The sequence below is a fragment of the Erythrobacter sp. genome (assembly GCF_038133525.1).
Classification (GTDB): Bacteria; Pseudomonadota; Alphaproteobacteria; order Sphingomonadales; family Sphingomonadaceae; genus Qipengyuania.
This window is the reverse complement of sequence record NZ_JAYPTL010000027.1, coordinates 26928-45203: the sequence shown is the minus strand read 5'-3', so window position 1 is coordinate 45203 and position 18276 is coordinate 26928. Positions and strand designations below refer to the sequence as shown.

At 61.9% G+C, this 18276-nt stretch carries 18 protein-coding genes and 1 pseudogene; 9 read left to right on the top strand and 10 right to left on the bottom strand.

Annotated features, from left to right (window positions below; genetic code table 11):
- On the bottom strand, positions 1-418 hold a 418-nt coding region (locus AAFM29_RS09000), incomplete at its 3' end, for a hypothetical protein (RefSeq protein ID WP_341712469.1).
- Between the two features lie 68 nt (positions 419-486).
- Between AAFM29_RS09000 and AAFM29_RS08995 the strand changes: the two genes are divergently transcribed.
- A complete protein-coding gene (locus AAFM29_RS08995) occupies positions 487-1185 on the top strand; it encodes a dienelactone hydrolase family protein (protein ID WP_341712468.1) in 699 nt (232 codons plus the stop codon).
- Between the two features lie 235 nt (positions 1186-1420).
- Here the strand turns inward: AAFM29_RS08995 and AAFM29_RS08990 are convergent, their stop codons facing one another.
- The 5 genes and pseudogenes from AAFM29_RS08990 to AAFM29_RS08970 form a co-directional block, all read right to left on the bottom strand.
- Positions 1421-3226, bottom strand: a complete 1806-nt coding sequence (locus tag AAFM29_RS08990; RefSeq protein WP_341712467.1) for an acyl-CoA dehydrogenase C-terminal domain-containing protein — start codon at positions 3224-3226, stop codon at positions 1421-1423.
- Positions 3227-3275: 49 nt separating this feature from the next.
- Complete coding sequence (locus AAFM29_RS08985) at positions 3276-3731, bottom strand: MerR family DNA-binding transcriptional regulator (RefSeq protein ID WP_341712466.1); 456 nt, start codon at positions 3729-3731, stop codon at positions 3276-3278.
- Positions 3732-3762: 31 nt separating this feature from the next.
- Positions 3763-4134 (bottom strand): phosphoribosyl-AMP cyclohydrolase, encoded by a 372-nt coding sequence (gene hisI, locus AAFM29_RS08980; RefSeq protein ID WP_341712465.1) that lies wholly within the window; start codon positions 4132-4134, stop codon positions 3763-3765.
- A 350-nt stretch (positions 4135-4484) separates the two neighbouring features.
- Positions 4485-5069 (bottom strand): ComF family protein, encoded by a 585-nt coding sequence (locus AAFM29_RS08975; protein ID WP_341712471.1) that lies wholly within the window; start codon positions 5067-5069, stop codon positions 4485-4487.
- Between the two features lie 27 nt (positions 5070-5096).
- A pseudogene (locus AAFM29_RS08970) lies at positions 5097-5258 on the bottom strand (double zinc ribbon domain-containing protein); the annotation flags it as partial.
- Positions 5259-5379: 121 nt separating this feature from the next.
- Between AAFM29_RS08970 and AAFM29_RS08965 the strand changes: the two are divergent.
- Positions 5380-6072, top strand: a complete 693-nt coding sequence (locus AAFM29_RS08965) for a methyltransferase domain-containing protein (protein WP_341712464.1) — start codon at positions 5380-5382, stop codon at positions 6070-6072.
- On the opposite strand, the gene ppdK is transcribed toward AAFM29_RS08965, so the two are convergent.
- From ppdK to AAFM29_RS08945, 4 genes are all read right to left on the bottom strand, one after another.
- The gene (ppdK, locus tag AAFM29_RS08960; protein ID WP_341712463.1) at positions 6069-8732 is read right to left on the bottom strand and encodes a pyruvate, phosphate dikinase; all 2664 of its coding nucleotides are present in this window, start codon (positions 8730-8732) and stop codon (positions 6069-6071) included. The two genes, AAFM29_RS08965 and ppdK, sit on opposite strands and share 4 nt — an antisense overlap.
- Positions 8733-8864: 132 nt before the next feature.
- The gene (glyS, locus tag AAFM29_RS08955; RefSeq protein ID WP_341712462.1) at positions 8865-11108 is read right to left on the bottom strand and encodes a glycine--tRNA ligase subunit beta; all 2244 of its coding nucleotides are present in this window, start codon (positions 11106-11108) and stop codon (positions 8865-8867) included.
- Complete coding sequence (locus tag AAFM29_RS08950) at positions 11105-12004, bottom strand: glycine--tRNA ligase subunit alpha (RefSeq protein ID WP_341712461.1); 900 nt, start codon at positions 12002-12004, stop codon at positions 11105-11107. The genes glyS and AAFM29_RS08950 overlap by 4 nt, the downstream gene beginning before the upstream one ends.
- On the bottom strand, positions 12001-12159 hold the full coding sequence (locus tag AAFM29_RS08945) for a hypothetical protein (RefSeq protein WP_341712460.1): 159 nt from the start codon (positions 12157-12159) through the stop codon (positions 12001-12003). The genes AAFM29_RS08950 and AAFM29_RS08945 overlap by 4 nt, the downstream gene beginning before the upstream one ends.
- A 33-nt stretch (positions 12160-12192) precedes the next feature.
- On the opposite strand from AAFM29_RS08945, the gene AAFM29_RS08940 reads away from it, so the two are divergent.
- From AAFM29_RS08940 to ychF, 7 genes are all read left to right on the top strand, one after another.
- Positions 12193-13113: a TraB/GumN family protein gene (locus AAFM29_RS08940; RefSeq protein WP_341712459.1), complete on the top strand. Its 921-nt coding sequence runs from the start codon at positions 12193-12195 to the stop codon at positions 13111-13113.
- A 71-nt stretch (positions 13114-13184) separates the two neighbouring features.
- The gene (locus AAFM29_RS08935; RefSeq protein ID WP_341712458.1) at positions 13185-14063 is read left to right on the top strand and encodes a TraB/GumN family protein; all 879 of its coding nucleotides are present in this window, start codon (positions 13185-13187) and stop codon (positions 14061-14063) included.
- A gap of 125 nt (positions 14064-14188) precedes the next feature.
- A complete protein-coding gene (locus AAFM29_RS08930; protein ID WP_341712457.1) occupies positions 14189-14869 on the top strand; it encodes a 50S ribosomal protein L25/general stress protein Ctc in 681 nt (226 codons plus the stop codon).
- A 92-nt stretch (positions 14870-14961) separates the two neighbouring features.
- Complete coding sequence (pth, locus tag AAFM29_RS08925) at positions 14962-15531, top strand: aminoacyl-tRNA hydrolase (protein ID WP_341712456.1); 570 nt, start codon at positions 14962-14964, stop codon at positions 15529-15531.
- Between the two features lie 5 nt (positions 15532-15536).
- Positions 15537-16034 carry an AAA family ATPase gene (locus AAFM29_RS08920; RefSeq protein ID WP_341712455.1) on the top strand — a complete coding sequence of 166 codons (498 nt, stop codon included), beginning with the start codon at positions 15537-15539 and terminating at the stop codon, positions 16032-16034.
- A 69-nt stretch (positions 16035-16103) separates the two neighbouring features.
- Complete coding sequence (locus AAFM29_RS08915) at positions 16104-17099, top strand: SDR family oxidoreductase (protein ID WP_341712454.1); 996 nt, start codon at positions 16104-16106, stop codon at positions 17097-17099.
- Between the two features lie 64 nt (positions 17100-17163).
- Positions 17164-18264, top strand: coding sequence for a redox-regulated ATPase YchF (gene ychF / locus AAFM29_RS08910; protein ID WP_341712453.1), 1101 nt, complete (start codon positions 17164-17166; stop codon positions 18262-18264).
- The last annotated feature ends 12 nt before the right edge of the window (positions 18265-18276 follow it).

Sequence of the window (18276 nt, the reverse complement as noted above, 5' to 3'; positions counted from 1 at the left end):
GCATACGGTTCTCCCACGCGGCTTCGATCTGTTCGGGTGACAGAACGTTCACACAATCCTCGAGAAAGCTCCCACGAAAACAGGTTTCATCGACACCCTCGTACATTCCGGCATGGGTGTATTTCGGCAGGCCATCGGATTGGGTCAGATGCAGGGCAAAGAATCCCCTTCCCGCCTCGATGGCTTCGTCGCGACTCATCCGGTCGGCTAGCTCGCCTGCTATCCAGTCATCGGCCGCGGCATCGGCACCTACTTGCGGAGCGCCAACGACTTCATAAGGTTGGAGGCTGATTTCCTCGAATCGCTCGACTTGCTGGTCGGTCAATTCAAGATTGTTCAAGGATCGCGTTACCAACTCATGCCATTCGGATTCATGGCCTTCACGCGCCCGAGCCAAGGGGGTTAGATCGAGTCCCATATGCTGTCTCCTGCATCTGCTGCCGAAAGAACCCCCACCTTCCGCCTTGAACCAATAAAGGGCTAAATATGAAAGACTTCATAAGAGTTCCGTATGCCGATGGAGACACTCCACTGACGGCTTTGCGGATGCGACCCGATGGGCCGGCGCGGGCGGCAGTGGCGATATTTCCGACCTTCATGAACTCGACCCCCGGCGTCGAAGCCAAGGCGCACGCCATGGTCGAGGCAGGCTATTCAGTTCTTATTGGCGACTTCTACGGACCCGAAGCTCCAAGCGATTTCCAGCAGGCTTTCGCCGTAATGACGAAGTTGCGATCGAACGCGCAGGCCATGCGTGCACGGCTGCGCGCCACTATCGCCTTGTTGCGCGAACTTGAGCCCGACTTGCCCCAGCTGGCGATCGGCTTCTGCCTTGGCGGTTTCGCTGTGCTTGAGATGGCCCGTGACGGGCAGGATCTAGCCGTAGTGGCCAGCTTCCACGGATTGCTGGAAACGCCACTGCCCGCGACCGATGCGATCCGGCCGCGCATCCTCGTCTGCCACGGCGACGCGGATTCGCTGGTCCCCCGCAGCCAGGTCACCGGTTTCTGGGAGGAAATGGACCGCGTTTCGGCGAACTGGCACTTCCACAGCTATTCCGGGGTCGAACACGGCTTCACCAACCCACTGATGCTCGACGGCTCAGCCAATCCGGCGTTCGATGCCAGCGCCGATCGACAGAGCTGGGCTGCGATGCATGCACTGTTCGACGAGGTGCTGGGATAGACCCTGCTTTCCTACCGTTGGGCGCCTGGACAAATTTGCCGGGTTCTTTCCCATTGTCGATAGCCCATGCTTGCACATGGATTCGTACTTTTCGCGGTCAATGGCGGTGATCTCGGTCAAATGTGAAAGGAAACAGGCGGTTGCGCGAATATCCGCACAACCGCCTGAAACAGCGAATAGAATCCGCTGATAGGAATAATTCCGGAACCCTGGTTCGGAGTTCAACCGCTTCTCCCTAGGCGGCGGTGGCGAAAGCCTCCGCACCCAGCGCCATCATGCTATCCGAACCGGTTTCGAGCTTGCGACGCAATGCGCCGGCATCGGGCAGGAAGCGGTCCATGTAATAGCGCGCGGTGGTCAGCTTGGCTTCGTAGAACGCCTTGTCCTCGGTGCCGGCCGCCAGTGCGGCCTGAGCGACCTTGGACATGCGCAGCCACATCCAGCCCAGCGAGACGATACCCATGATATGCATGTAGTGATGCGCGCCCGCACCAAGATGATTGGGGTTGGCCATCGCATTCTGCATGAACCACATGGTCGCCGCCTGTTGCTGACCCAGCGCCTTTTCCAATGCTTCGGCGAGGGGGCCGAGTATTTCGTCACCCTTGGCTGCGGCAATGTCTTCGCCGATCGCCTTGAAATAGGCCTGGATTGCTGCGCCACCGCCCTGGGCCAGCTTGCGCCCGCAAAGGTCCATCGCCTGCACGCCATTGGTGCCTTCATAAATCTGGGCAATGCGTGCATCGCGCACGAACTGGCTCATGCCCCATTCTTCGATATAGCCGTGGCCACCGAAGACCTGCTGCATGTTGGTGGCGACTTCATAACCTTTGTCGGTACCATAGCCCTTGATCACCGGGGTCAGCAGGCTGATCATCAGATCCGCTTCTGCACGCTCTTCCTCGGTCTGTGCCTTGTGGCTGAGGTCGACGAGAAGCGCACCCCAGATGCACAGCATGCGCATGCCTTCGGTGAAGGCCTTGGCATCCATCAGCATGCGGCGCACGTCAGGGTGGACGAAGATCGGGTCGGCCTGCGCCTGCGGATCGGCGGGGCCGGTAAGCGCCCTGCCCTGACGCCGGTCGAGCGCATAGGTGACCGCGTTCTGGTATGACACTTCAGCCATGCTCAGGCCCTGAATGCCGACACCAAGGCGCGCCGCGTTCATCATGATGAACATGGCGGCGAGACCCTTGTTCTCCTCGCCGACGAGCCAGCCCTTCGCGCCGTCATAGTTCAGGACGCAGGTCGCGTTCGCGTGAATGCCCATCTTGTGTTCGATCGAGCCGCACATCACGCCATTGCGTTCGCCCAGCGATCCGTCGTCGTTCACCAGGAACTTGGGCACGACGAACAGCGAAATGCCCTTGGTCGAGTCGGGCGCGCCCGGGGTCTTGGCCAGGACCAGGTGGATGATGTTCTCCGACAGATCGTGTTCGCCGGCCGAAATGAAGATCTTGGTTCCGGTAATGGCATAGCTGCCGTCAGCCTGCGGCTCCGCGCGCGTCCGAATCATGCCCAGGTCCGTACCGCAATGCGGTTCGGTCAGGTTCATGGTCCCGGTCCACTCGTTGGAGATCATCTTCGGAAGGTACTTCTCCTTCTGCTCCGGCGATCCCTTGGCGATCAATGCCGACACCGCGCCGTTGGTGAGGCCGGGATACATGCCGAAGGCCTGGTTCGAGCTGGAGATGAACTCTTCCATGACCATGCCGAGCACGTGCGGCAGGCCCTGGCCACCGAATTCCTCGGGTGCCGAAAGCGTGCCCCAACCTGCCTCGCGGAATTGGTCAAAGGCTTCCTTGAACCCCTTGGGCGTCGTGACCGAGCCGTCGGGATGGCGAGTGCAGCCTTCCTGGTCGCCCGGCAGGTTCAACGGAGCAAGGACCTCCGCACAAAACTTCCCGCCTTCGTTGATCACCGCGTCAGTGACATCCGGCGACACCATCTCGAACCCAGGCAAGTTGCCGTAGCCGGCAAGTTCGAGAACCTCGTTGACGATGAAACGGGTATCGCGGGTCGGCGCGGTATAGGTCGGCATTATGGCTTCCTTGGCAGGGGTTTGATTACGGCGCTGGGCCGCGGGGGAATTAGTCGAGCTGCGATTCGACGATACCGATGAATTCAGTCAGTTCCTTGATCGAACTGTCGATATCGGCACGTTGTTCCTTGAGCTTGGCGATATGCGCCCGACATTTCTCGATAGTGACGCGGCGCTGTTCCTGGCGTCCGTCATCGAGGTCGTAGAGATCGATCATCTCGCGAATTTCGGTGAGCGAGAAGCCGACGTTCTTTGCGCGCATGATCCAGGCAAGTCGGGCCCGGTCGCGTTTGGAGTAGATCCGGGTCAGCCCCACACGCGATGGAGCGATCAACCCCTCATCCTCGTAAAAACGAAGCGCGCGAGCCGTACAGCCGAACTCGCTGGTCAGGTCCGAGATGGAGAACTGATCGCGGTCTAGTTCATCGGGACGATCGAGATGCGCACCCGCGTGGCGACGGTCGGGGTCGAAAGGCATGGCTTCTTTCGCAAGCGGCTTGTTCATTCCGCTATCTAGCCGCACGTTTACGTAAGCGTCAAGTCTTGACGCGCTGGAGAGCGCCGCCGTCCAGAACACGATAGAAGCAGCTCTTCGCCCCCGTATGGCAAGTTGGCCCTGCTGGCGAGCAGCGCAGGACCAGCGCGTCCTGGTCACAGTCGACCAGCATCTCGCGCACTTCGAGTACGTGCCCGGAGCTCTCGCCCTTTTTCCACAGACGGCCGCGCGACCGGGAATGAAAATGCGCCTGTCCTGTGGCTCGAGTCGCCTCAAGCGCTTCCTCATCCATGAACGCGACCATCAGCACTTCATGAGAATCGGCATCGACTACCACTGCGCTAAGTAAGCCGCGGTCGTCGAACTTCGGCATGAAGCTGGACCCGTTTTCGCGTTCCTCGACGGTCGACACCGGACTGAATTCCTTCTGAAATTGTAGGATTGCGACGATCTTGTTGCAGGATAACCACAAACCACCGGCAAAATGAAGCGCTGGCGTAAATGGTTATTCCAAGAATGGGATTCATCGGGAACATTCTCAATGCAGGTCGCAAGGCCTGCCCACCGGAGCATCGGTGCCAATAGAGCGACAGGTTCATGGGGGTACCGGATCCGCTGCCGTGTTGAGGGTTTGCACGGCGCATCCGGCAACGATGAGGGATGGATCGAGGTGCTGGCTGGGGGGCTGCACCGAAGTCGCAAGACCGGTCCGATAAATTTCGTCACGTGGCGCCCGGGTCCGCAAGGTCCCGGGCGTTTCGTTTAACTGGCCCGGATGGCCCGCGCCGTATCGAGGGCCTCGTCCAGAACCCGGGCAAAGCAGGCAATCGTGACTCGCGAGGCGCCTGCCTGCTTCAGTGCCGCCACGCAGGCAGAGCTCGTCGCACCACTGGTGAGCACATCGTCGATCAGGATAACCTCTGACCCCGCGATACGATCTTTGATGCTGCTCCGCACAGCGATCGCTCCTGCCAGGGCCTTTGTTCGTGCCTGCTTGCCAAGGCCCCCAAGACTCGGTGTGGGCTTTGTCCGGATCAGCGCATCGACCAACAAATCCCCGTGACCTAGTCGAGCGAGCTCACGACCCAGCAGCGCAGCCTGGTTATATCCACGCGACCACAGTCTCCGGCGATGCAATGGCACGGGCACTATCAGCTGGCTGGTGCTTGATGCGGGAAGCCGTGCGGCGATCAAGCGGGCGAGCATCGGAGCGATGGCGATCCTGCCGCCGTGTTTTAACGCGAGCACAAGCTTTCGCGAGGTCTCGGTGTACAAGGTTCCAGCAGCGATCCCGTCATGCTGCGGAGGCTCGACGAGGCATGGGCCGCAGAGTGTGTTCCCGCTCATTGCAGACTGGGAAAACGGGCGCTGGCAAGCAATGCAACACGGTTCCGTAGGGATTACCAGGTTGTTCCAGCACGGCGAACACAAGCCACCGTTCTCGCCGACCGCGGTGCCGCAGGCTGGGCAACGCGGCGGGTAGATGAAGTCGACAATCGGGGCGAGCGCTTGGACGATTGCACGGCTTGTCGACATGCGTGCATGCTGGCCCGGTTGCGCTGCGGGCGCAAGCGCGGCAGGGCGGCGATCTATGGCAAGTGTTGCACCTCCACAGATATTCTCCCGGCAAAGGCGCATCGCGGGGCTTCGCCGTGCATTGGTTCGCCAGTCGCAGCGGGACGCCGCACGCTACATCCTGGCAGATATGGTCGAGGACGTATTGGACCGGCTCGAGTTCATGCGCCTTGCGCCTAGGCGGGTGCTGGTTGTCGGCGACTGGACCGGCACACTGGCTCTCTCGCTCAACGGCAAGGGCACGGTGATAGAAGAGCGCAATGTGGCGACTCTCGACGAAGAGCAGCCGATCCCCGGCGGTCCGTTCGACCTGATCGTCAGCCTGTCGTCGCTTGACCGGGTAAACGACCTGCCCGGTACACTCCTCCATATCCGCAACGCGTTGGCGGACGATGGTATTTTCATCGGTAGCCTGATCGGCGCTGGCAGTCTGACCAACCTGCGCCGGGCAATGATCGCGGCGGAGCCTGACCGGCCGGCGGCTCGCATGCATCCGCTGGTCGACACTCGCGCGGCGATTGCCCTGCTCCAGCGCGCGCTGTTCAAGCGCCAGGTCGTGGACGGGCGGACGTTATCGGTGTCCTACAGTTCGCTCGACAGGCTGGTGTCCGACTTGCGTGACCAGGGCCTGGCTAACGTGCTGGCAAAGCCGGGACCCGCGCTGGGCAAGGCCGCTCTGGAGCGGGCCCGCCAAGCCTTCCTTTCCACTACAGACGAGCATGATAGAGTTCTCGAAGATTTCGAGATACTCACGCTAACTGGCTGGAAAAACTAACGTAAGCTTGCCTGCGCTGCTGCCAGTCGTGCAATCGGCACGCGGTATGGCGAGGCGCTGACATAGTCGAGCCCGGTCCTGTCGCAGAACGCGATGCTCGCCGGATCGCCGCCATGTTCGCCGCAAATGCCCAGCTTGATTGCAGGTCGCGTCGCCCGTCCCCGCTCTGCCGCCAGTTCGACCAGCTGGCCGACGCCTTCGACATCGAGGCTGACGAAGGGATCGCGCGCGAAGATGCCCTTTTCGACATAGGCCGTCAGGAAGCGACCGGCATCGTCACGGCTCACGCCCAGCGTGGTCTGCGTCAGGTCGTTGGTGCCGAAGCTGAAAAACTCACCCACTTCGGCGATCTCGCCCGCCATAAGAGCGGCGCGCGGCAGTTCGATCATGGTGCCGACGAGATAGTCGATGGACGTGCCGTTCGCGGCGAACACCTCTTGCGCCACGCGATCGACCACCGCCTTCAGCAGTTCCAGTTCGCGCTTGGTCGCCACCAGCGGAATCATTACCTCCGGAATTGGCGCTTCGCCTGAAGCCTTGGCGACTTCGCAAGCGGCCTCGAAGATTGCGCGCGCCTGCATTTCGTAAATCTCGGGATAGGTGATGCCCAGGCGGCAACCGCGATGGCCCAGCATGGGGTTGAACTCGTGCAGTTCCCCTGCCCTGCGGCGCAGTTGTTCGACCGGGCGACCGGTGGCCTCTGCCAGCTCGACGAAATCTCCGTCCTCATGCGGCAGGAACTCGTGAAGCGGCGGATCGAGCAGGCGGATCGTGCACGGCAGGCCCGTCATCACCTCGAAGATCTTCACGAAATCGCCGCGTTGCTCGGGCAGTAGCCTGTCGAGCGCAGCCCGGCGGCCAGCCTCGTTCTCGGCCAGGATCATCTGACGCACCAGGCTGATGCGGTCGGCATCGAAGAACATGTGCTCCGTGCGGCACAGACCAATGCCCTCGGCGCCGAACTGGCGCGCCATGCGGCAATCGGCCTCGGTCTCGGCGTTTGTGCGGACCTTCATCCGCCGGTGCTTGTCGGCCCACTCCATCAGAGTGCCGAAGTCCCCCGCCAGCTCGGGTTCGATGGTCGCGACTTCGCCCGCCATAACCTGCCCGTTCGAGCCGTCGATGGTGATCGTGTCGCCTTCCTTGAGTTCGCGGTTACCGATCGTCAGCGTGCGGCCTTCGCGCGCAATCGAGACTTGCGACGCACCGGATACGCATGGCCGCCCCATTCCGCGCGCAACCACCGCGGCGTGGCTGGTCATCCCGCCGCGTGCGGTAAGGATGCCCGCGGCGGCGTGCATGCCGTGGATGTCTTCAGGGCTCGTCTCGACACGAACGAGGATCACCTTCTCGCCGCGATTGGACCAAACCTCTGCCGTGTCGGCATCGAGCACAATCTTGCCGCTCGCGGCGCCCGGCGATGCCGGCAGGCCGCTGGTCAGCACATCGCGCGGTGCCTCTGGGTCGAGCGTCGGGTGGAGCAGCTGGTCGAGGGCCATGGGATCGACCCGCAGGATGGCGGTCTTCTCATCGATCAGCCCTTCCCCCACCATGTCGACCGCCAGCTTGAGCGCCGCCTTGGCGGTGCGCTTGCCGTTGCGGGTTTGCAGCAGCCACAGCTTGCCCTGCTGCACGGTGAATTCGATGTCCTGCATGTCACGGTAGTGCCGCTCGAGCAGGTCGAACAGGTGTGCCAGTTCGGCATAGGCTTCGGGCATGGCCTCTTCCATGCTCAGCGGCTTGGCACCCGCGGCTTCGCGCGCGACCTTGGTCAAATATTGCGGCGTGCGGATGCCCGCCACCACATCCTCACCCTGCGCATTGACCAGCCATTCGCCGTAATAGGCGCGTTCGCCGGTCGATGGATCGCGCGTGAAGGCAACGCCGGTGGCGCTGGTGTCGCCCATATTGCCGAACACCATCGCCTGCACGTTCACCGCCGTGCCCATGTCATGCGGGATATCGTTGAGGCGACGGTAGACCTTGGCACGGTCGCTGTCCCAGCTGTCGAAGACGGCGCGGATTGCGCCCCACAGCTGCTCCTGCGGGTCCTGCGGGAACGGCGCCTCGAGTTCCTCGGCTACGATGCGCTTGTACTCGCCGACCAGCGCCTTCCAGTCGTCAGCCGACATTTCGGTGTCGGCGTAATAGTCGTTGTCTTCCTTGGCGATTTCGAGCGCTTCCTCGAATAGGCCGTGGTCAAGACCAAGCACCACGTCGGAATACATCTGGATGAAGCGACGATAGCTGTCCCAGGCAAACCGCTCATCGCCCGATGCACTGGCCAGCCCTTCGACTGTATCGTCATTAAGCCCCAGGTTGAGGACGGTATCCATCATTCCGGGCATTGAAACCGCTGCGCCCGAACGGACCGAAACCAGCAGGGGGTCCGACTTGTCGCCAAAGCCCTTCCCCACGGTCTGTTCGACATGGGTGAGCGCATCCGCAACCTGGCGGCGCAACTCATCCGAGAAATCGGCACCTTCGTTGAGGTATTTCAGGCACTCTTCGGTCGCGATGGTGAAGCCGGGAGGGACCGGCAGGCCGATGCTCGCCATCTCAGCCAGGTTCGCGCCCTTGCCACCGGTGACGGTCTTGTCCTTCTGTCGTGCATTCGAATGCGGAGCATTCCCGCCGAAGGTGAACACCGTTTCCGACATGGGATTTCCTCTTAAAGCGACAAAGGCGACTTGGTGTCGCCTTCGGTTTTAAACCATCAACGCGTTGTTTTCCGGCGTTTTATAGGTCTTTCGGACCATCGAAGGCGACAGGGACACCCTCCGTCGGAAAATCTACCCCTCGATGCGCGAGAAGTCGGCGACTTTGTGCACTGCAGCACGGAACCGCGCAAGCTGATCGAGCCGGTTTGCCCGCTTGTTTTCTTCAGGCGCATTTACCGTGACTTCATCGAAGAAGCGGTCGATCGGCGCACGCAACGATGCGAGTGCGGCCATGGCAGCGCCGAAATCCTCGGCAGCAATGGCCTTCCCGGCCTGCGGTTCGGCTGTGGCGAGAGCGTCCATCAGCGCCTTTTCCGCCGGTTCGGGCGTGTAGGAAAGCTCCCCCGCGTGGCGCTCGGTCATTTTTGCGTCGATCACGGCCTTCATGTCGGGATCGTCGACCTGGCTTAGCGGATCTTCCTCGCCGGTCCGGGCGATTTCGCCCTCGATACCATGCCAGTCCTCTTTCTTGAGGATATTGGCCGCGCGCTTGTATCCGGCAAGCAGGTTGGTGCCGTCGTCGGTGCCAAGGAATGCTGTCAGTGCTCGTGCCCGTGCCTCGACCCGATCGACGCGCATGTCGATGCGGCCCTGCCATGCTCGCGACGCCAAGATGTAGCCGTGACGCACGCCCTCATCGCGCAACTGCACAGCAAGTCGATCGAGCAGGAAATCTGCCAGTTTCTCCGCCAGCGCGGGGATCGGCTTGCTCGCCCAAGCATGGACGACCTGATCAAGCTCAAGCTTCAGATTGTTTGCCTGCACGAGACGCAGATAACCAAGCGCGGCACGGCGCAAAGCAAAGGGATCCTTCGATCCTGTCGGCAGGATATCGATCTTGAAAAAACTCAAGAGGTTGTCGAGCTTGTCGGCAAGGCTCACCGCCACCGTGGTCGGCGCGGTGGGGACTTCGTCATTTGCACCAACAGGCTTGTAGTGGTCCCTGATTGCATCGGCGACTTCACCCGGTAGCCCTTCCGCACGAGCATAATACCCGCCCATCAACCCTTGAAGCTCGGGGAACTCGCCAACCATTTCTGTCACGAGGTCGGCCTTGCAGAGCTCTGCCGCCATGCGCGCCAGCTTGTGGTCGCCATTGGGAGCCTTGGCATCGAAGACCAGCCAGTCCGCCAACTTGGCAACACGATCGACCTTGTCCTCGAGCGTGCCGAGCTTCTCATGGAACGTAATCCGCGAGAGTTTGCGCGCCTGCTGCGCGAGCGGAGTCTTGCGGTCCTGCTCCCAGAAGAACCGCGCATCGGACAAACGCGCGGCCAGAACTTTGCGGTTGCCGTCGACGATCGCCGCACCGCCATCATCTGCCTCAACGTTGGCGGTGCAGACGAAAGCGTTGGCGAGCTTGCCTGCACTGTCCTCGCAGACGAAATACTTCTGGTTCACCCGCGCGGTGAGCTGGATGACCTCGGACGGCACATCGAGGAATGTCTCGTCGAAGCGACCAAGGAGCGGCACGGGCCATTCGGTGAGGCCAGCGTTCTCGATCACCAGGCCCTCGTCCTCGACCAGCGTTAGGCCTGCTCTCTTGGCCGCCGCCATGGCGCCAATCCTGATCTCATCTTCGCGCAACTTGTGGTCGACGATGACATGAGCGTGGGCAAGCTTCCGCGCGTAATCATCAGAACTTCCGATTTCGATCATCCCGTTGACGTTCAAAACTGTCGGATTTTTGTCCTTGAAGAACTCAATGGGAAGGCCGAAATTGCGCGACTTTGGATCGGTTTTCCGGATGCCGTGGAAGCGATGTCCCTTCGTCTCGCGTCCGCTTTTGACGCCGTGCGCTTCGCACTCAATCACATCGTCACCGAGCAACGCGACGATGCCCGATAGCGGCCGTACCCAGCGAAGGCTCTCGGTCGACAGCGAGGCGGCGCCCCAACGCATCGACTTGGGCCAGCTGAAATCGCGAATGATGGCCGGAATAGTTTCGGCAAGGACGTCCCTGGTCGCCCTGCCCGGCTTTTCGATTACAGCGAACCAGGTGTTGCGGCCCTTGACGTCGCGCAGTTCAAGCTGGTCACGGGTAACGCCGTTCTTGCGGCAGAACCCGTCGATTGCCGCATCGGGCGCACCCTCGGGTGGGCCCTTGGCTTCTTCGCTGACCGCCTCGGTCGCTTCAGGCAGGCCGCGCGCAATCAGCGCGAGACGGCGCGGGGTCGACCAGACGGTGATCTCGCCAACCGCAACGCCGGCGGCTTCCATCTCGCGGCGGAACAGCTTTTCGAGTTCGTCGCGCGCACCCCCCTGCATCCGGGCCGGGATTTCTTCGCTGCGCAGTTCGAGGAGGAAGTCGCTCATTTCGACCACTCCGGATATTTCTCGGCCCATTGGGGCGCTTCCTTGGCCATATAGGCTTCGCAGCTGCCACGCGCGAGATCGCGGACGCGGCCCATGTAGCTGGCGCGTTCCTGCACACTGATCACGCCGCGCGCCTGCAGCAGGTTGAAGATGTGGCTCGCCTCGACTGCCTGCTCATAGGCGGCAATGGGGACTTCTGCGGCGAGCGCATTCTTGCACTCGGCCTCGGCCTTGTTGAACAGGTCGAACAGGGCATCGGTTTCGGCGACTTCGAAGTTCCACTTCGACATCTGCTTCTCGTTTTCGAGGAAGACGTCGCCGTAGGTCACGCCCTTGCCGTTGAAATCGAGATCGTAGACGTTGTCGACGCCCTGGATGTACATCGCCAGGCGTTCGAGCCCGTAGGTCAGCTCGCCGGCAACTGGCTTGCAGTCGAAGCCGCCCATCTGCTGGAAGTAGGTGAACTGGGTGACCTCCATCCCGTCGCACCAGACTTCCCAGCCAAGGCCCCAGGCGCCCAGCGTCGGGCTTTCCCAGTCGTCCTCGACGAAGCGGATATCGTGCTTGAGCGGATCGATTCCGATTACCCGCAGGCTCTCCAGATAGAGGTCCTGGATGTTGGCCGGGCTCGGCTTCAGGATCACCTGGTACTGGTAATAGTGCTGCAGGCGATTGGGGTTTTCGCCATAGCGACCATCGGTCGGGCGGCGGCAGGGCTGGACGAAGGCCGCGTTCCACGGCTCTGGACCCAGCGCGCGCAGCGTGGTCGCGGTATGGAAGGTCCCTGCCCCCATGCGCATGTCGTAAGGCTGGAGGATAAGGCAGCCCTGCGCGCTCCAGAAATCGTGGAGCGTGAGGATCATGTCCTGGAATGACTTCGAAGGGTCGCGGTTCATGGCGAGGCGCCATGGCTTAGCAGCCAAAATGCGTCAATGCCGCAAAGCGGGATCGCCATATCAGCCATATCCTGAAAAGCCATTTGCAAAGTCTTGCATGCGGAATGGTCGAACGCCAATTTGCCGATTATGGGGCAGTGATTGGCTTCACTCATTCCACACCCTTTTGCTTGAGAGCTACAGGTAAGATGTCGTCGATGAACTTGCGCAAGAAACTCCCCCTTCTGCTCGCCCTGCCCGCCTTGCTGACGTTGCAGGGTAGCATCGCCGCGGCCGAAGAACCGGCTGTCGCGGTTGCGGAAGCGCGATCGGGCCCCGCTTTGTGGAAGGTCGCCGACGAAGACACGACGATCTATCTCTTCGGCACGGTCCATGCCCTGCCGACCGATGTCGAATGGTACACCGGCCCGATCGCCAGTGCGCTGGGAAGCTCCGACACGCTGGTGACCGAGATCCCGCCGGGGGCAACCAATGATCCGGCTTCGCAGCAGATGGTCGTCAGCAAAGCCATCCTGCCTGCAGACAAGTCGCTACGCGACATGCTGCCAGAAGAGGATCGCACGACATATGAAGGCGCGCTCACCAAGATCGGCGTGCCGGTCAACCAATTCGACCGTTTCGAACCCTGGTTTGCAGGTATGACCCTGTCGATCCTGCCATTGATCAAGAATGGCTGGACCGCGGACAGCGGGGTCGAGCATGTCATCGACGTCGAGGCGGGCGAAGAGAAATCGCGCGCCGCGCTGGAAACCATCGACTACCAGATCGGCCTGTTCGACGAATTGCCGCCCAAGTCGCAGGTCGCCTTCCTGATGGCTTCGGCCAGCAATATGGACACGATCGTCCCGATGATGGACCAGATGGTCGCGAGGTGGCTGGCAGGTGATGCCGACGGCCTGGCCAAGCTTATGAACGAGAGCCTCGACGACGCGACGCTTGCCCAAATCCTGCTCTATGACCGCAACGCCAACTGGGCCGATTGGATCGAGAAGCGCCTCGATCAGCCGGGTACCGTGTTCATAGCGGTGGGTGCGGGCCACCTGGCCGGCGAGAAGAGTGTTCAGGACTTCCTCGAAGCGCGTTCGATCCCGGTTGCCCGGCTGCAATAGCGGCTGTCCCGCGACCGGGCATCGATCGATAGAGGCTTGCAATGCCAGTCCGCTGCGGCAGGGAGGCGTCGATGAAGCGCTTCATTTCCTGCCTCGCAATTGCGCTCACCCTGAGTGCCTGCCAACCGCGCAACGATGAAGGCGCAGTTCCGGCGTCCTATCCTGCCTTGTGGGAGGTGACCGGCCCCGACGGGCAGAGCGAAGGCTGGCTGTTCGGTACTATCCACGCCCTGCCCGAAGACGTCGAATGGCAATCGCCCAGACTGACGCAGGCGATGGGCGATGCCGACATGCTGGTGGTCGAGGTGGCTAATCTCGACGACGGTGCTGCCTTGTCGAAACTGTTCGAGGACATGGCCTTCGACACGCCCAGCGGCCCGATCCGCCAAAGGGTCGCGCCCGAACTGCGCGAGGAATTCGACAAGTTGCTGGTCGAGGCACGGGTTCGGCGGAGCTATTTCGATCCCATGGAAAGCTGGGCCGCCGCGCTCGCGCTGGCGCAGGTCGCGCAAGACGGAGAGTCTGAGAACGGCGTCGACCGGACGTTGATCAGGGAATTCAAAGGTCGCGAGATCGTCGAATTGGAGGGCGCACAGGCCCAGCTGTCGATTTTCGATCGCCTGCCCGAAAGGGAGCAGCGCGACCTCCTGAATGCCGTCCTGGAGGAAGCCGCGAAGTACGGAAACGAGAGCGGCGACCTAGCTTCGGTATGGAGCAGTGGCGACCTGGAGGAGCTGGCCAGGGTAACACAGCGCGGTATCCTGTCTGACAAGGAATTGAAGCAGGCCCTGCTGGTCGATCGCAATGCGGCATGGACCGCGCAGCTCGAAAACCTGTTCTCGGCCAAGGAACGCCCGCTGGTCGCAGTGGGTGCTGGGCATTTGCTGGGGCCTGAGGGCCTGCCGGCACAGCTGGAGAAGATCGGGTACACCGTCCGCCGCGTCGAATAGGCGCGGTGCCCGCCTTTCCCTTGCGTTTCACGGAAAGCCCGCTATAGGCGCGCCCTTCGGCGTCATGGTCATCCCTGGAGGCGTGGCGGACCGAAGTACCCAAACGCATTCGAAAGGTATGTGACATGAGCGACGCTCTGACCCTGCTGGCCGAGGCGCGCGAACGGGCTGGCAAGGGAGCCTCCCGTCAATTGCGCCGCGAAGGCCGCGTTCCTGCCGTGATCTACGGCGGCAAGGAAGAACCCACACTGATTCACGTGGAAGCCAAGGAACTGGTTCGCCAGCTCGGCACCGGCCACTTCATGAACTCGATCGTCGAGATCGAGCTCGGCGGTAAGAAGGTCCGCACGCTTCCCAAGGACGTCGCTGTCCACCCCGTGACCGACCGCCCGGAGCACGTCGACTTCCTCCGCCTTGCCAAGGGCGCGAAGGTCGAAGTGAACGTGCCCGTCGTGTTCGCGAACGAAGAGAAGAGCCCGGGTCTGAAGAAGGGCGGCGTTCTGAACATCGTCCGTCACGAACTCGACCTCATCTGCGAAGCGGACAAGATCCCCAGCGAGATCGAGATCGACGTTACCGGCAAGGATGTTGGTGATTCGATCCACATCAGCGAAGTGACGCTGCCTGCTGGTTCGGAAAGCGCAATCACCGACCGCGATTTCACTATCGCGACGCTGGTTGCTCCCTCGGCACTCAAGAAGGCCGAAGGCGACACCACCACTGCTGACGCTGGCGCAGTCCCGGCGAGCGAGCAGGACGAGGGTGACGAAGAAGAAACCACCGAGGAAGAGGGCGGCGCGGAGTAATCCCCTCCCCCAACCCTTTGGGTTTCACGAAGCGCCGGTCCCTGATGGGGCCGGCGTTTTGCATTTATGCAAGCCGCAGCTAGAGGGCGCACATGCAGATCTGGACAGGCCTTGGAAATCCCGGACCGCAATATGCGCTTCACCGGCATAATGTCGGCTTCATGGCCTGCGACGTGATCGCGGAGATGCACGGCTTCGGTCCGGCGCAGAAGAAGTTCTCAGGCTGGGTCCAGGAAGGACGCATTGGCAACGAGAAGATCCTGTTGCTCAAGCCAGCGACCTATATGAACGAAAGTGGCCGTTCGGTCAGTGAGGCGCTGCGCTTCTACAAGCTGGACGTGGACGCGCTGACCGTGTTTCATGACGAACTCGATCTCGCGCCGTTCAAGGTCAAGGTCCGCACCGGTGGCGGCCTGGCCGGACACAATGGGCTACGCAGCATCAACCAGCATCTCGGCCCCGATTTTCGGCGGGTACGCATCGGGATCGGCCATCCGGGTCACAAGGATCGCGTCCACGGGCACGTCCTGGGCAATTACGCCAAGGCAGAGATGGACGATCTTGCCGCAATGCTGGGTGCGATCGCTGCCGAGGCCGAATGGCTGGCCAAGGGCGACGACGCCCGCTTCATGAGCGATCTGGCCCTTCGCCTCCAGGATTGAGCGGCATGCGACGGGTCCTCGTGGTTGGCCCATGCGGTGCTGGCAAGTCGACGCTGGCCGTGGAACTCGCGCAGAAGCTCGACCTCCCGCTGTTCCATCTCGACAAGCTCAATTGGCAGCCGGGCTGGATCGAATCGTCACGCGAACAGCTTATCGAGCGGATCGAAGAGGTAATCTCGGGCGAGAGCTGGCTGCTTGAAGGGACCTATGGCAGCACGCTTCCCCAGCGATTGCCGCGCGCAGATACCGTGGTCTACCTGGACTACCCAGTCAGCTTGTGCCTGTGGCGCCTGCTCAAACGCATCAGGCATTGGCGCGGAAAGGTACGACCGGACATGACCGAAGGCTGCGAGGAACGCTTCGACCTGTCCTTCTTCTTCTACGTCGCGGGATGGCGCTGGGGCCCCGGCAAGCGCCTGGAAGAACGACTGGCCCCATTCATGGACAAGGTCATCCGCCTCAAGAGTCCCTCTGCAACCCGCCTTTGGCTTGCTGGTCTCTGACACAGAAAGGTCCCGTGGGCTGGTGCAACCCGCGCTTTCCGGTCATCATGCCCGGGAAGGAGAGACGCTATGCCCCAAGTGACCCGCCGCGCGATCCTCGCCGCTGCAGCCGCCAGTGGTACCGTTGCGCTTACAGGCCGGAGTGCGCTGGCGAGCGAAGACCAGACGCCCCCTGACCTGTCCGGCAAGGCAATACTGCTCACTGGTTGCTCTTCCGGCTTTGGTCGATTGTCGGCCGAACTGTTCGCGCGGAGCGGAGCCCAGGTCTTCGCCACCATGCGCAATACCCCGCGACCCGAGGGTGAAGAGCTTCGCCAGCTGGCAAGCGACGAGAAGCTCGATCTGCACGTGATCGAAATCGACGTGCTCGATGATGCGATGGTCGCAGCAGGCGTTGGTGAAGCCGAGCGGATTGCCGGGCGCGGACTGGACGTACTGGTCAACAATGCCGGTATCGGCATCACCGGCCCTGTCGAGGTACAGGACATGGAGGCGACAAGGCTGGCCTTCGACACCAATGTTTTCGGCTACCAGCGCCTAACACGTGCCGTGTTGCCGGGAATGCGTGCACGCAAACAGGGGCACATCTTTGCAATCTCAAGCCAGCTTGGGCGGGTCATGGTGCCCTATGCCGGGCACTATTCCGCAACCAAGTTCGCGCTTGAAGCGATGTTCGAGCAGCTCGCCTACGAGCTCGTACCGCACAATGTCGGTGTGACGGTGATCGAACCCGGTGGCTATCCGACCAAGGTCTGGGTCAACCGCAACCGGTATTCCAAGGCGTTGAAGGATCGCGCGGACCCGATCCACAAGGACGGCTATCGGCAGGCGGTTGCAACCATGGGGCAAGAGGACGGTTCTGGGCGAAGCGCCGATCCGATGGATATCCCGCGAGCAATGGCGCGCGTCATGGCCATGCCGAAGGGGCAGCGGCCCGTGCGCCTGCCGGTCAGTGCCGGAAGCATTCCCCAGGCTGCGATCAACGAGGTCTGCGCGCGGACGCAGGTCGATTGGCTGGGCAATTCACCCTTCGGTCCAATGGTCCGGGCAGTTCACAACGTCTGATACGCTGGCAATTGGTGCAGAGCGCGGCTAAGGGCGCCGCCACACCATATTTCCGGAGTTATCGATGGGTTTCCGCTGCGGGATCGTCGGCCTGCCGAATGTCGGCAAGTCCACCCTGTTCAATGCATTGACCGAGACGCAGGCCGCGCAGGCCGCGAACTATCCGTTCTGCACGATCGAGCCGAACGTGGGCCAGGTCGCGGTGCCCGACGAGCGGCTCGACAAGATCGCAGCGATCGGGAAGTCGGCCAAGATCGTCCCGACGCAGCTCGCTTTTGTCGACATTGCCGGCCTGGTGAAGGGCGCGAGCAAGGGCGAAGGCCTGGGCAACCAGTTCCTCGGGAACATTCGCGAAGTCGATGCAATCGTGCACGTACTGCGCTGTTTCGAGGATGACGACATCCAGCATGTCGCCAACAAGGTAGACCCCATCGCCGATGCGGAGGTGGTCGAGACCGAACTGATGCTCTCAGACCTCGAGAGCCTGGAGAAACGCGTCCCCGCTGCGGCCAAGCGCGCGACCGGCGGCGACAAGGAAGCCAAGCTGATGGCGTCGGTACTCGGCCAGGCGCTGGACCTGTTGCGCGAGGGCAAGCCAGCGCGCCTCACCGAACCCAAGGACGACGAGGAAGCGCGTATCTTCAAGCAGGCGCAGCTGCTTACCGCCAAGCCGGTGCTCTATGTCTGCAATGTCGCAGAGGAAGACGCCGCCACGGGCAACGCCCTGTCCGAACTGGTGTTTGCCAAGGCCGCTTCCGAGGGTGCCGAGGCGGTGGTCGTTTCCGCAGCTATCGAAAGCGAGCTCGTCGCCATGCCGGCAGAAGATCGCACCGAATATCTCGCCGACCTTGGTCTCGACGAAAGTGGCCTTAGCCGGGTGATCCGTGCGGGCTACAAGCTGCTCGGCCTGAAGACCTTTTTCACCGTCGGCCCCAAGGAAGCCCGTGCATGGACTTTCCCTTCAGGCGCCAAGGCCCCGCAGGCAGCCGGCGAGATCCACACCGATTTCGAGCGCGGCTTCATCCGCGCCGAGACGATCGCCTATGACGATTACGTCGCCCTGGGCGGTGAGAGCGGTGCCAAGGAAGCCGGCAAGCTGCGCCAAGAAGGCAAGGAATATGTCGTCCAGGACGGCGACGTGATGCTGTTCAAGTTCAACGTCTGACTACCGCCCTGG